11 protein-coding genes are annotated in these 14220 nt (G+C 56.7%); 9 read left to right on the forward strand and 2 right to left on the reverse strand.

All coding sequences use genetic code 11. The features are described from left to right. Positions 1–74: 74 nt before the first annotated feature. The 8 genes from trpD (at position 75) to ACH518_RS03710 (ending at position 7686) form a co-directional block, all read left to right on the forward strand. Entirely contained in the window at positions 75–1091 is a 1017-nt protein-coding gene (trpD, locus tag ACH518_RS03675) for an anthranilate phosphoribosyltransferase (RefSeq protein ID WP_445371909.1), read from the forward strand. A 39-nt stretch (positions 1092–1130) separates the two neighbouring features. Then, positions 1131–1427 carry a type II toxin-antitoxin system RelE/ParE family toxin gene (locus tag ACH518_RS03680; protein WP_445371910.1) on the forward strand — a complete coding sequence of 99 codons (297 nt, stop codon included), beginning with the start codon at positions 1131–1133 and terminating at the stop codon, positions 1425–1427. 3 nt (positions 1428–1430) lie between these two features. After that, positions 1431–1736: an addiction module antidote protein gene (locus ACH518_RS03685; RefSeq protein ID WP_256608987.1), complete on the forward strand. Its 306-nt coding sequence runs from the start codon at positions 1431–1433 to the stop codon at positions 1734–1736. A gap of 475 nt (positions 1737–2211) precedes the next feature. After that, positions 2212–3462, forward strand: coding sequence for a hypothetical protein (locus tag ACH518_RS03690; protein WP_445371911.1), 1251 nt, complete (start codon positions 2212–2214; stop codon positions 3460–3462). 352 nt (positions 3463–3814) lie between these two features. Continuing rightward, positions 3815–4612 carry an indole-3-glycerol phosphate synthase TrpC gene (trpC, locus tag ACH518_RS03695; protein ID WP_140913931.1) on the forward strand — a complete coding sequence of 266 codons (798 nt, stop codon included), beginning with the start codon at positions 3815–3817 and terminating at the stop codon, positions 4610–4612. Positions 4613–4659: 47 nt separating this feature from the next. Continuing rightward, entirely contained in the window at positions 4660–5634 is a 975-nt protein-coding gene (locus ACH518_RS03700; protein WP_445371912.1) for a phosphotransferase, read from the forward strand. Positions 5635–5636: 2 nt separating this feature from the next. Continuing rightward, positions 5637–6524, forward strand: coding sequence for a 3'(2'),5'-bisphosphate nucleotidase CysQ family protein (locus ACH518_RS03705; RefSeq protein ID WP_445371913.1), 888 nt, complete (start codon positions 5637–5639; stop codon positions 6522–6524). A gap of 193 nt (positions 6525–6717) precedes the next feature. Continuing rightward, on the forward strand, positions 6718–7686 hold the full coding sequence (locus tag ACH518_RS03710) for a YcbK family protein (protein WP_140913928.1): 969 nt from the start codon (positions 6718–6720) through the stop codon (positions 7684–7686). 70 nt (positions 7687–7756) lie between these two features. Here ACH518_RS03710 and ACH518_RS03715 read toward each other — a convergent pair whose 3' ends face one another. Further along, complete coding sequence (locus ACH518_RS03715; RefSeq protein ID WP_445371914.1) at positions 7757–9526, reverse strand: L,D-transpeptidase family protein; 1770 nt, start codon at positions 9524–9526, stop codon at positions 7757–7759. A 193-nt stretch (positions 9527–9719) separates the two neighbouring features. Next, positions 9720–10442 (reverse strand): hypothetical protein, encoded by a 723-nt coding sequence (locus tag ACH518_RS03720; protein WP_445371915.1) that lies wholly within the window; start codon positions 10440–10442, stop codon positions 9720–9722. Between the two features lie 153 nt (positions 10443–10595). Here ACH518_RS03720 and ACH518_RS03725 point away from each other — a divergent pair, with 153 nt between their 5' ends. After that, positions 10596–14201 (forward strand): hydantoinase B/oxoprolinase family protein, encoded by a 3606-nt coding sequence (locus ACH518_RS03725; RefSeq protein ID WP_445371916.1) that lies wholly within the window; start codon positions 10596–10598, stop codon positions 14199–14201. The last annotated feature ends 19 nt before the right edge of the window (positions 14202–14220 follow it).

Below are 14220 nucleotides of genomic sequence, written 5' to 3' on the forward strand. Positions count from 1 at the left end.
AACACGCCGAAAGTATCCGGTCTCGCCCACGCCGTAACGGATGTAACCCGATCCACACCATTTCGAAGCCAATCATGTCCATCCAAACCACGCTGCAAAAACTGCTCGACCGTCAGGATCTCAGCGCCGAAGAAATGAGCGCCGCGATGCGGGCGATGATGAACGGCGAACTGACCGACGCCCAAATCGCCGGCTTTTTGATCGCCTTGCGTTGCAAGGGCGAAACGGTCGACGAAATCGCCGCAGCGGTCGGCGTATTGCGCGAATTGGTGCGCAATGTACCTATCGACGGCGAGCACGTCATCGACACTTGCGGCACCGGCGGCGACGGCGCCAACACCTTCAATATTTCGACTACAGCGGCTTTCGTGGTGGCGGCGGCCGGCGGCAAGGTCGCCAAACACGGCAACCGCTCGGTCTCCAGTTGCTGCGGCAGCGCCGATTTGCTGGAACTGGCCGGGGTCAATCTGGAGCTGCCGGCCGAGCGGGTGGCGCAATGCGTCAACGACATCGGCGTCGGTTTTCTGTTCGCCGCCAAGCACCACAGCGCGGTACGCCACACCGTCAAGGCCCGCAAGGAAATGGGCGTGCGCACCTTGTTCAATCTGATCGGTCCGCTGTCCAATCCGGCCAACGCCCCACACCAACTGATCGGCGTATTCGACAAACAATGGCTGGTGCCGGTCGCCGAAGTCCTGAAGCGCCTGGGCAGCCGCCACGTGCTGGTGGTGCATGCTCGCGACGGCCTCGACGAAATCAGCATCGCCGCGCCGACCGATGTGGCCGAACTGGTCGACGGCATCATTCATACCTACACCATCACGCCGGAGCAATTCGGCTTGCAGCGCGCCAAGCTGGAGACCTTATCCATCGGCTGCGCGGCAGACAGCCTGACAATCGTCAAAGCGGTGCTGAACAACCAACCCGGCCCGGCCCGCGACATCGTCGCCCTGAACGCCGGCGCCGCAATCTACGCCGCCGACCTGACCGATTCGCTGGATGCCGGTATTCGCCGGGCGCATCAGGTGTTGGCGGATGGGAGTGCGTTGAGGAAATTTGAGGCTTTGATTGGGTATTCCGAAACCGGTTAAAGTATTGACGCGATGTAATCGTTCGATTACATTTTCTGCATGTACACGATCAAACAACTCCCCGCATTCAGCGAATGGCTGTTTGGCTTGAAAGATGGATTGACGCACCGCCGGTTGGCGCGCCGACTGGAAAAAGCCCAACAAGGCAATCTCGGCGACGTGAAAGCGGTAGGCGAGGGTGTTTTTGAAATGCGTGAACATTTCGGTCCCGGCTGGCGAATGTACTACGTGCAGCGGGGCGAGGTGTTGATTGTGATGCTGGGCGGCGGCGATAAATCCAGTCAGGCTGCCGATATTACCAAAGCTCAGTGCCTAGCCGCGTTGTTGGAGGACTGAATCATGAATGAAAAAATCAAAATCGCCGACTTACCCGTGTTTGACATTACCGAACATCTGGATAGCGATCAAGCCATTGCCGAATACCTGACCGTGGTTCTGGAAGAAGATGACCCGGCGGCCTTGGCTCATGCACTCGGCAGCATTGCCAGAGCGCGAGGCATGACCGAAATTGCCAATGCCGCCGGCATCAGCCGCGAGGCTTTGTATAAAGCCTTGCGTGCCGACGCCCAACCCCGCTTCGAGACTATCGCCAAAGTTTGTAAGGCGCTTGGGGTTAAGTTGACGGTGCAGACGAGAGCGGCTTGATATTCGCCTGAGCGAGCGCAGTGGCTAATTTTGAGGCGTTAGTGGTGTATTCTTAAGTTTTGTGTCGCTATCGCGACGAATAGATTGAAGTCGGGTCTCGGCCCGACAGCCGAGATACTTTTCTTTGCTTGTCCAAAGAAAAGTATCCAAAAGAAAAGACACCCCGATGCCGCTTTAATCCTGCGCTCCGAAGGGTTTGAACGGGGTTTTCGGAAGGGCTATCCATAGCCCTCCGAAAACGAGCGGCATCCCTGCCGCTCCCCTGCGGGCTGATCCGTCCAAACCCTCCGGTGCTCGGCGCGGCATCAGGGGGATTAACCTCGTTGCGGTAGATAAAGTATTGTATGAATTTATAATTGAGACGTAGGGTTGGCAGTTTTGCCCACCGTTAACCTTTAATTCCGTGCGGGCACTAAATCGTGCCCAGCCTAAGGACTTGGGCTGAGCTTGGTTAATAATTTTTTATAGGGAAATTATGGATACGAATACAAGAATAAGCAATCTCTCAAGAAGTGAATTAACTACTCTCTGGAAAGATTGGCCATCAGATCAAATTGATGAACTTATCAAGAAAAGCAACCCAAAGGAGATATCCCAACTTTTTGGTCACATACCAGAGCAAGGTGTAACCAAAGTTTTAGATTCAATATCCCAAGAAAGCGTAAATCGTATTTTTAATTCTCTTTCCCCTGGCTCGATAAACAAGGTATTACTACTTTCTAATAACAGCTTAATAGCATCTCTACCCAAGGTACTAGACAATAAAACTTTCCTAAGAACAATCAAGGTAGTAAGTAGCGATCTAAGAAATAGAATTCTCAAGTCACTTCCAATAGAAAAACGGAATTTATTATTTGAGCTTTCTGAAGACGAGAAAGAGCTTGACGAAAATTTTAAATTTTATTTGTCGGAAAAGTTTGAGAATTCACTTGAGCGAGAGGCTCTTGCAAGAATTCAGGAAATTGAAGAAAAAGAAAGATTGATGGAAAGGCGTCTGCGCGCCAGAGAGGAACAATACGCAATTCAAATTGAGCAATTAAAAGAACAAATTGCAGAAACTGAGAGAGAACTTCATTCACGGCAAAACAAATTTAAAAACATCGAAAATAACTACTTGAAGCGGGAGTCCGAGTTACGGGATAAAATTCGACTTCTTCAAGAGGAGCATCAAAAGCAAGTTCAAGAAAAAATAGAAATAAAAGTTCCCGAGTTTGTTAAATCCGCATTGGAAGTTTTAGAGAAAAAGGAATCAGATTTCTCAAGAAAGTCAGATAAGTGGAACCGTCAAGCCAATATTGCCTTAGGTTGCGCAATTGCGACGGCTTTAGGGGCACTATTTTATGGGGCATTTGAATTTAACTCAGCAGCAAAAAACAATATAGACTGGTTGTTTTTTGGCTTTCTAATTCTAAAGGGATTGATTGTTGTAGCATTGTTCGGGGCATGGGCAAAACATGCATACAACCTTGGAAACGCATATATGCATGAGTCCCTAAAGAGAAGCGATCGAATGCACGCGATTAATTTCGGGAAGTTGTATTTGGAGGTTTATGGAAACAATGTAAATCAGTCAGATATGAAATCAATATTTGAAAACTGGAACATAAGCAGCGATAGCGCATTTACAAAAATAGAACAAACTAACTTTGACCCAAAGGTCATGGATAATGTAGTTAAAATGATAAAAGCAGTTAGCGATGCCACTTCAAATAATAAGAAAATCTGATTAAAGAGTTTTTATTTTTTCCATGTACTTTGCTTAGAAACTAATTTTTTTGGCGCTCCAGCGTCGGAATGATAAGAAACGAGACAGCTTTAAATTTGGGAACGGTTTTTCTCCCCGTTCAAAGCCTTCGGAGCGCAGGATACAAGCGGCATGGGGCGTCTTTTCTTTTGGATACTTTTTTTGGACAAGCACAAATTCGCCTGGAGCGAATTTGAACAGCCGATAGGCTGGCCCGAAGGGCGAAAACCAGGGATGGTTTTCGTAGAAAAAGTATCTCGGCTGTCGGGCCGAGACCCGACTTCAAATATAATCCGTCGCGATAGCGACACATAACCAAATCGAACAACACACCATGACCGATACTCCCGACATCCTAAAAACCATCCTCGCCAAAAAAACCGAAGAAGTCGCCCGCCGCAAGAACAACACGCCGATTTCAGTGTTGCAGGAAATTGCGACCGGCGTGCAAGGTCCGCGCGGTTTTTATCAGGCTTTGCGCAGCAAGGCAGACCAGCAAAAGCCGGCGATCATCGCCGAGATCAAGAAGGCTTCGCCCAGTCAGGGTGTGATCCGGGAAGATTTCAAGCCGGTCGAAATCGCGGTCGATTACGCTTTCAACGGCGCGACGTGCTTGTCGGTGCTGACCGACAAAGAGTTTTTTCAGGGTTCGGAAGCGAATCTGCAGATGGTGCGCGAAAGATGCCCGCTGCCGGCGATCCGCAAAGATTTCATGATCGACCCGTACCAAATCCACGAGTCGCGGGCATTGGGCGCCGATTGCGTGTTGCTGATCGTCGCTGCATTGGACGACGCGATGCTGCAGGAATTGGCCGATACCGCGACGGGACTGGGCATGGACGTACTGGTGGAAGTGCACGATGCCGCCGAATTGGAGCGGGCGTTGCGGCTGAACACCAACATGATTGGCATCAATAACCGCAACCTGCGTACCTTCGAGGTCTCGTTGCAAACCACGCTGGATTTGAAAAACACGATACCGGCCGACAAGCTGGTGGTTACCGAAAGCGGCATCCACACTCCGGCCGACGTCAAACTGATGCAGGATAACGGCATCTACACCTTCCTGGTCGGCGAAGCCTTCATGCGGGCGCCGTCGCCAGGGCAGAAAATGCGGGAACTGTTCTTTTAAGGTTGTCCGCCGGTCCGAACCGGGCCGGCATCGTCACCCAGACTTCGATGGACCACCGTATTCGCGACCTGATTCTACGCGCCGCCGCGGCGGCCGATATCAGCGGCGCCGAACCGGTGCAAAGGCTATGGAGCGGTTACGGCCAGATCGTGCGCTACCGCTTGGTCGGCGGCAATCGCGCCAGCGTGGTCGTCAAGCACGTAAAGTTGCCGGTGCAGCGCAACGAATCGGGCATATCCCATCAGCGCAAATTGCGTTCTTACCGGATCGAAACCACCTGGTACGGCCAATGGAGCCGCCGCTGCGATGGGCAGTGTCGGGTGCCGGCCTGTCTGACAGCAGAGTCGTTCGGCGACGAGATCTTGATCGTGCTGGAAGACTTGGACGCGGCTGGGTTTTCAGCGCGGCGCGCCCGTTTGACCGATACGGAACTCCGCGCCTGCCTGAATTGGCTGGCCCATTTTCACGCCACTTTCCTCGGCGTAAAACCGGATGGCCTGTGGCAAACCGGTACCTACTGGCATTTGGCAACCCGGCCGGACGAATTGCAGGCCTTGGCCGACCCCGGTTTAAAGCGCGCCGCGGCGGCGATCGACCGCAAACTCAATGCCAGCGTGCATCAAACCCTGGTCCACGGCGACGCCAAACTAGCCAATTTCTGTTTCTCGCAGGACGGCGAACGCGTCGCCGCGGTGGATTTTCAGTACGTCGGCGGCGGCTGCGGGATGAAAGATGTGGCCTATTTTATCGATAGTTGCCTGGACAGCCGTGCGGCGGAACGCCGCGAAGCCGAGTTGCTGGACTTCTATTTTCAAGCGCTGAGGACCGCTCTGCAAACCAAAGCTAACAACGTCGATGCGGATGCACTGGAACGCGAATGGCGGCTGTTGTACCCGCTTGCCTGGACCGATTTCCATCGTTTCCTGAAAGGCTGGAGCCCGCAGCATTGGCCGGCAGACAGTTACAGCGAACGGCTGGCGCGGCAAGTGATCGCGGAATTGACCGATAGCCCGGAACCCTGAATATGCGACTGTCGACAACCGAACTCAATTTACTCTGCCAGTGCGCCATTGCCGCGGCGTATCAGGCCGGACACATTATAGAAAGCCATGCCGGCCGCCGGATTGCGGTCGGCAATAAGACTGGCGGCGGCAGTCTGGCGGCGCAAGTGGTTACCGAAGTCGACCATCTGAGCCAGCAAACGATCTTGCAGGCCTTGCGCCCCGCCTGCGATATGTTCGATCTGGCCGTACTTTCGGAAGAGCAGGCCGACGACGGCAGCCGGCTGCGAAAAGACTACTTCTGGAGTATCGATCCGTTGGACGGCACCTTGCCGTTCGTCGAAGGCGTGCCGGGTTACTCGGTATCGATCGCATTGGTCGAGCGCGGCGGAACCGCGCTGATCGGCGTGGTTTACGATCCGCTGGCGCGAACCTTGTATCGGGCCGTGCAAAACGGCGGCGCCTGGCGCGATTCGCATCTGTTGGAGTTGCCTAAAGCAGGCGGGAGCGTCCTGAATTTCATCACCGACAAGAGCTTTGCCGCCGACCCGCTCTACCCCGCAGCCCGGATTGAACTGGAACGTCTGGCCGTCGCATTGGGTTATACCGGTGCCACTCTGACCTTGCAGGGCGGTGCCGCGCTGAACGCTTGCCAAGTCTTGACCGATGCGCCGGCCTGTTACTTCAAATTCCCGAAACCGCAACCCGGCGGCGGTAGCGTCTGGGATTATGCAGCCACGGCTTGCCTGTTCCGCGAGACCGGCGCCATCGCTTGCGACATGTTCGGCCGGGCCTTGCTATTGAATCCGGACGGCTCCTTGTTTATGAACCATTGCGGCGTGCTGTACTGCGCGGATCCAGCTTTAACGGAAGGCATGGTCGAACTTTACCGGAAGCTGAAAAACCGTTAAATCCGCGACGCCGGTAACATACCGAGAACGGAATATGCACCTTCAGGCAATTGTAATATTACCGACAATTGACAGCCGTTTTGGCTTTACAGTCGCTTCTGTGTGATAGACTGCTATAATCGGAACAACTAATTTTGGATTTTAACCTTCGGAATCAAGCACTATCCGTAAGATGTTAAACAGGAGATTATGGATGCTGAGACATAACTTAGAGAATGATGGCGATACGCAAGGCGAAGTGGAGCTGTCGCGACGCAGCTTTTTCGGCCGCCTGGCGCTGGGTGCCGTTTTATCTATCGCAATGCCCGGCGTAGCTCATGCTGCCAAAAGTGCGGCAGTTAAAGCCGACAAGAACCATAGAACCGGCAAGGCGGCTAAAAGCGCGGCGCGCCTGCCCAAACACGAGGCGATTCAAGCCGGCAAAGCAGCGCGGCATGCGGAGAAAAAAACGCTAACCGCCCATAACAGTCATAAATCGGCGAAAATCCAGCACGGCCGGATACAACTGGCCCACGCCGACCATCACGCACAATACCAAGCCAGAATCCGCGACGTTTACCACGGCAAAAAGCACGGGCTACGTACCGCACAGATCAGCCATAGCCATGAAAGCGGCGGCAGAGTGCATTCGGTGATTCGCCCCGGCCAACGCGAGCCGATGATTGCGTTGGATCAGGAACCGATGTTCCTCGCCGACCGCAGCAGAATGACTTCTCACCGTTCGCTGGCGTTTCAAAATCCGCATACCGGCGACAAGCTGAATCTGACTTATTTCGAGAAAGGCCGCTACCTGACCGACGCGTTGGATGAAATCAGTTTCTTACTGCGCGATTACCGTACCGACGATGTGCATCCGATCGACCCCGAGTTGCTCGACCAATTGCACGATCTGAAACAAATGCTGGGCTTGCAGCAGCCTTTCGGCGTCATCTGCGGCTACCGTTCGCCGTTGACCAACGCCAAACTGCACGCCGAACATACCGGTGTCGCTAACAACAGCTTCCACATGCACGGCCGAGCGGTGGACATCCGCATCGAACGTTTCGATCTGCGCCGAATCCACAACGCGGCGCTGGCCATGCATCGCGGCGGCGTCGGTTATTACCCGGAATCGAATTTTATCCATCTCGATACCGGTACTTTCCGGACCTGGACTTTTTAGTACCTTCGCGCTCAGCCGCATAAAAAAGCGCCGATCCCGGCGCTTTTTTATGCCCGGTCCAGTTTGCCCACTACTGACTGCTGGTTGCAGCCGCGGCTTTGCCGCTGGCGGCCAATTGGTTGGTGCCGGCAGTGGGTGCCTGCAATTTGTTCAAAGCCTTCTGCAGCAGTTCGTCCTGGCCGTAGATATCCGGATAGACGTGCAACTGGTCGGCGTGATCGATAAAGGTGGTCGCGTAATAAAACAGTACCGGCACCGAACGTTTTAAGGTGACGTGGCGGGTTTTCGGGGCCGACATGGCTTGTTCTATCGTGTCCTTATCCCAGCCCTGCTGGTCGCCCAGCACGAACTCGGCCAGACGCTTGGGCTCGGCGACCCGGACGCAGCCGTGGCTCAGATCGCGCCGCGGCCGGTTAAACGCGGCCCGGCTCGGCGTGTCGTGCAAATAAACGTCGGCGGTGTTCGGAAACACGAACTTGACCCGGCCCAACGGATTTTTCTTGCCGGGGCGCTGGCGGGCGCGCAGATAGCTGCCGCCGCCTTTTTCCTCGCTGTTTTGGTGCCGCACCAGTTCGATGTCCTGACTGGCTAAATAACCTTGGTTGTTCGCCGCTTTCGGTAAAATTTCCTTCTCGAAAATATTCTTCGGAATATTCCAGTACGGCATGAACTCCAGGTACTTCATTTCCTCCCACAGTACCGGGGTTTGTTTGTCCGGGGATTTGCCGACGATGACCTTCATATTCAACGGATTGGCATCGTCGGGCGAATTGAACGCCCACAATTCGAAGGCCGGGATATTCACCAGGATCATCGGCCCGTCGCTCGGATCCGGAATCCAGCGCGAGCGCTCCATCGCCAACTCCAACTGCGCCAATTTTTCCTGCGGCGGCCGGTTGAATAAGGCGGCAGTCGCGACGCCGATCACGCCGTCGGCTTTCAAGCCTTGTTGCTGTTGGACTTTTTTCACGGCTTCGACCAGATCGGCATCGTAAACCTTGCTTTCCGGATTGACGTTATCAGCGATCAGGCCCATTGCCAGCAGGTTTTGCCGCAGGTAAACAATATGGGGATGCTTATCGCCCGGGCGCAATTGCTTGCCGGGCTTGAATTCGTGCAGCGCAGATTGCCCGGCCAACAGTTGCATCCGGTTCCAAACCCGCTTCAATTGTTGATACTGCTTGGCTTTGGGTTCGAACACTGCCGCCAGTTCGCTCAGCGTCTGAGTTTCCAGATGTTGTTTCAACAAACCGGCAATATCCAACGCCGGCTTGGGGGCAATATGCACCGGGTATTGAACGTCGCGCGGATCGACCCGGCCTTGGCGCAAGTCGTGCAGAAACCGCACTAACGATACGGTCAAGGCCACGTCGTAGCCGGCAGCAGTCGCATTATCGGCGACCGGAGAACCCACGAATTGTTTCAGGCGCTCGACATCGTAGCTGGCGGGAGACAGCGCATTGCCAGCCGCGTTATCCAACATACCGAACAAATCGTTCAGGTTTTTTTCCGAGCGGTTGGCGTTAAGCCAAATCGGCTGAAAATTATTGGCTTGGTAGATTTGCACGACAAAGTCGCTAACCCGGCTGAAGTCGGCCCGCGCCAACAGCGGGTGTTGCCGGCTCAGTAGCAAACTGCCGATCGGGTTGTCGGCCGGAATAAAATTTGCCGCCGGCACCGGCGCCGCTTCAATCGCCGCTGGAGCTATCGCTTCCGCAGCCGCAGGCGGCATATCCGTCGCCGATACCGGTTCGATTCCGGCGTAAGACATGCAGGCAGCCAACGCCAGCCAGGCCCGGTTAGGGCGCGAATCTTTCAAGGCATACGGTGTGTTAATCATGATAACGCGAGTTCTATTCCCATATAAGGCTGCCTAAGACCGGAGCGGACCGTTCTCTGCAGAAAATACCCTGACCGGCCAGGACTAATCACTCCGGTAACGCTTGAATTTTAAACCAGTTGTCGGCAGACGCCAGGTGCATTCTGGCATTTCTTCGAAAATGACTGCGGCTGCGGACTGGTCAAAGCGCGGATTAAGCCAAACCGGCCAAAAAAGCGTCCCAGGCGGCGGCCACCAACTGCTGGTGATGGCGGCGCAACACGGTTTCATCGGGACAAGGGCCGTACTGTTGTTCGATCCGGTACCGGGCATCGGCCAGGAAATGACGCTTCAACACCGAATCTTCCGGGATCGCCCCGCCAGCGCCGACAGCATCCGCGGTTTGCTCGGCCGCAACCGGCTCGACCGCACGACCGGTATCGGCGTCCAGCACCTCGACCTGCAGGGCCGCCGCTTGTATCTGTCGGCAATGGCGCAGTAAAACCGAATCGGTCGGGTAGGGTTGCTCGATCGCGGCGCGCTCGGCGGCGCGTTGCGCCCAATAATGCCGATTCAATACCGAATCCTGCGGCACCTGCAATTCAACCGCTACCGGCAATAGGTCGGCATCCTGTTCAGCCGCGGACGCAGTGACGGCCGCCGGCATATCCGATTCGGCCGGCAGCGTTGGTTCGACTTCGGCGATAATGCCTTGGCTTGGTTCGGGCTTGGCTAGCGGCGGTTCGGAGCGCGGAACAGGCGAACCCGGTTGGCTTGGCCGGCCTTGGCCGGCTTGCTCGCTGACCAGCCTTTTCACGAACATCGAACCCCGGCTGGAAAAAATTTCCCGGTCGGTGACGACTTCCGGCGCGGTCAAATACGCTTTCGCGCCGTACAAGGCCGCCGCGACCAGAACCAAATCGAACAAAGTTTCCACGCCTTTCCCCCTATGTGATTATTATTGCCGCGCAATGGCCCGGCAACCGCGTTATCCGGGCCGGCATCAATTAAAATGCCATTGTCGAAGAATGGCTATCATTACATAAAGTTAGCAAAAATTTGATTAGTAATTTCTAGTAGGTTTTTTTCGATGGCGGCGGGCTGGCAGTTTTGGATCGACAGGGGCGGCACTTTTACCGATATCGTGGCGCTGGCCCCGGACGGAAAGGTGGCAGTTCGCAAGTGGCTTTCGGAAAATCCGGAACTCTATCCGGACGCCGCACTGCACGGCATAAGCCAGATTCTGCGGGAGTCCGGCACCGGCAATAAGGACCGGATAGCCGCCGTCAAAATGGGCACCACGGTCGGCACCAACGCCTTGCTGGAACGCAAGGGCGCCGCCATTGCGTTGGTTACGAACCGCGGCTTCCGCGATTGTCTGCGTATCGGCTACCAAAACCGACCCGATATTTTCGCGCTGCAGATTCGCCGGCCGGAGCCCCTCTATCAGGCGGTAGCCGAAATCGACGTCCGCGTCGGCGCCGACGGCCGGGTATTGCAGGAGCTGACTCAGGACCAAGCCAACGCCGAATTGCGGCGGCTTTACGACCTGGGCATTCGCAATCTCGCGGTCGTGTTGCTGCATGCCTGGCGCTACCCGCAACACGAATTGCTGCTAGCCGAGTTGGCCGCCGACATTGGTTTCGAGCATATTTCGTTATCGCATCTCGCCAGCCCGCTGCCGAAATTCGTCGCCCGCGGCGATACTACGGTGGTCGATGCCTATCTGTCGCCGGTGTTACGCCGTTACGTCGCGCAGGTCGAACGCGGCCTGCCAACTGGCGACTCGACCCCAAGCCTGTTGTTCATGCAATCGAACGGCGGTCTGGTGCGGGCGGACGCCTTCCACGGCAAGGACAGCATCCTATCCGGCCCGGCCGGCGGCGTGGTTGGCGCGATTGCGGCAGCCAAAGGCGCCGGGTTGGCCAAGATTATCGCCTTCGATATGGGCGGCACCTCCACCGATGTCGCCCATTACGCCGGCGAGCTGGAGCGCAGTTTCGACAACGAAGTCGCCGGCGTCCGCATGCGGACGCCAATGATGGCGATTCATACCGTCGCTGCCGGCGGCGGCTCAATTTTGCATTTCGACGGCTTGCGCTGCCGGGTGGGGCCGGACTCGGCCGGCGCCAATCCCGGTCCGGCTTGTTACCGGCGCGGCGGGCCGTTGACAGTGACCGACGCCAATCTGCTACTGGGCAAGTTACCGGATTTTCCGGCGGTGTTTGGCCCGAAGGGTAACTTGCCGCCGGACCGCGAGCGGGTAACGACGCTATTTTCCGCACTGGCGGCCGAAGTTTCCGCCGCCAGCGGCGAACGCCGCAGCCCGGAACAAGTCGCCGAGGGTTTTTTGGAGATCGCCGTCGAGCATATGGCCGAGGCCATCAAAAAAATCTCGGTGCAAAAGGGCTACCAGCTCGCCGACTACGCCTTGTGCTGTTACGGCGCGGCCGGCGCGCAACACGCCTGCCTGCTGGCCGAACGCCTGGGCATGCGCAAGGTATTGCTGCATCCGTTGGCCGGCGTGCTGTCGGCGTACGGCATTGGCCTGGCCGAGTTTCGGGTGCTGAAGCAAGCGGCATTGGAAGGTTTATGGCAGGAGGTGGATGCAGCCGAGTTGCGGCGGCGTTTCTCAGACTTGGAACAGGCTGCGCGGCGCGAGCTGGCCGCTCAGGGCCTGGACCCGGACCAATCCATTAGCCGCTGGCGCCTGGCACTGCGTTATCAAGGCAGCGATACCGCCTTGACGGTCGACTACGCCGAACCCGAGGCAATACTGCAGGATTTTGCCGCGGCATACCGGCGCCAATTCGGCTTTTGCTACGAGCGGCCGGTGGTGATTGCCAGCTTGCAGGTCGAAAGCATCGCTTGCGACTCGCGCTTTAGCGAGATAGCGCCAACTGTTGCAAATCGCCACGATGGCGAGGCGCAAGGCAGCACGCGCCTGTTCAGCCGCGGCCGTTGGCACGATGCGCCGGTCTACCGCCGGGAACGACTGGGCTGCGGGCAAGCAGTGGCGGGGCCGGCAGTGATATTGGAGCCGACTTCGACCATCGTGGTCGAGCCCGGCTGGCAAGCCCTGATGCAGCATAACGGCGATCTGCTGCTGAGCGGAAACAAATACTCGATCGCCGCCCCGTCCCTCGCCGCGGGCCCCGACCCGGTCATGCTGGAGATCTTCAACAAGCGCTTCATGTCGGTGGCCGAGCAGATGGGTTTCGTACTGCAAAACACCGCGCATTCGGTCAATATCAAGGAGCGGCTGGATTTTTCCTGCGCAGTGTTCGATGCCGGCGGCAATTTGATCGCCAATGCCCCGCACATCCCGGTCCATCTGGGATCGATGGGCGAAAGCGTCAAAGCCTTGGCGCTGAGCCATGGTAAAGACCTGGCACCCGGCGACGCCTACCTGCTGAATTCGCCTTACGCCGGCGGCACCCATCTACCCGATATCACCGTGGTGACGCCGGTATTCGACGCCGAGCGGCAACTGCTGTTTTTCGTCGCCTCGCGCGGTCACCATGCCGATGTCGGCGGCATTTCGCCGGGATCGATGCCGGCCGCCAGCCGGCATATCGACGATGAAGGCGTGATCAGCGCCGGACTGAAAATTCTGGACGGCGGCCGGTTTCGGGAAGCGGCGATTCTGGAATGGCTGGCCGGCAACCGCCACCCGACGCGCAATCCGCAGCAAAATCTGGCCGATCTGCAGGCACAAATCGCCGCCAATCTAAAAGGCACTCAGGAGTTATTGGCCATGGTCGGCGATTATTCGTTAGCGGTGGTACTTGCCTATATGCAACACGTGCAGGACCACGCCGAAGCCTGCGTCCGCCGCTTATTGAAAACGCTGGACGACGGCAGCTTCGCCTACCCATTGGATCAAGGCGGCACCATTGCCGTCAGCGTCTCCATAGATTGGGATACGGGCAGTGCACGGATCGATTTTTCCGCCACCTCGCCGCAGTTGGCGAACAATTTCAACGCGCCGGCGGCGGTATGCAAGGCTGCCGTGCTTTACGTAATGCGGACGCTGGTGCAGGACGACATTCCGTTAAATGCCGGCTGCCTGAAGCCGCTGGATATCTTGATTCCGGAAGGTTGTTTGTTGAATCCGCAATATCCGGCCGCCGTGGTGGCCGGCAACGTCGAGACATCACAGTACATCGTCGACGCCTTGTACGGCGCGTTGGGCGTGCTGGCCGCATCCCAAGGCACGATGAACAATCTGACCTTCGGCAACCGGGATTACCAGTACTACGAAACCATCTGCGGCGGCTCCGGAGCCGGGGACGGTTTCGCCGGCACCAGCGGTGTGCATACCCACATGACCAACTCGCGCATCACCGATCCGGAAATTCTGGAGCAACGGTTTCCGGTGCTATTGCGCGAGTTTTCGCTACGCGAGGGCAGCGGCGGTGACGGGCGTTATCGCGGCGGCGACGGCGTGCTACGCCGGATCGAATTTTGCCGGCCGATGACGGTAGCCATTCTCTCCAGCCACCGGCGCCAGCCGCCGTTCGGTATGCGCGGCGGTTGGCCTGGCGCGCCGGGTGTCAACCGTTTGCTCAAAGCCGGCGGCGAAACGGTCGAATTAGCCGGCTGCGCGGACATTCGAGTCGAAGCCGGCGACAGCATCGTCATTGAAACGCCGGGCGGCGGCGGTTTCGGCGCCAGCGATCGATCCGGGAACTGAACTTGCCGAATGCGTTTCG

Source organism: Methylomonas sp. HW2-6 (genome assembly GCF_052474525.1).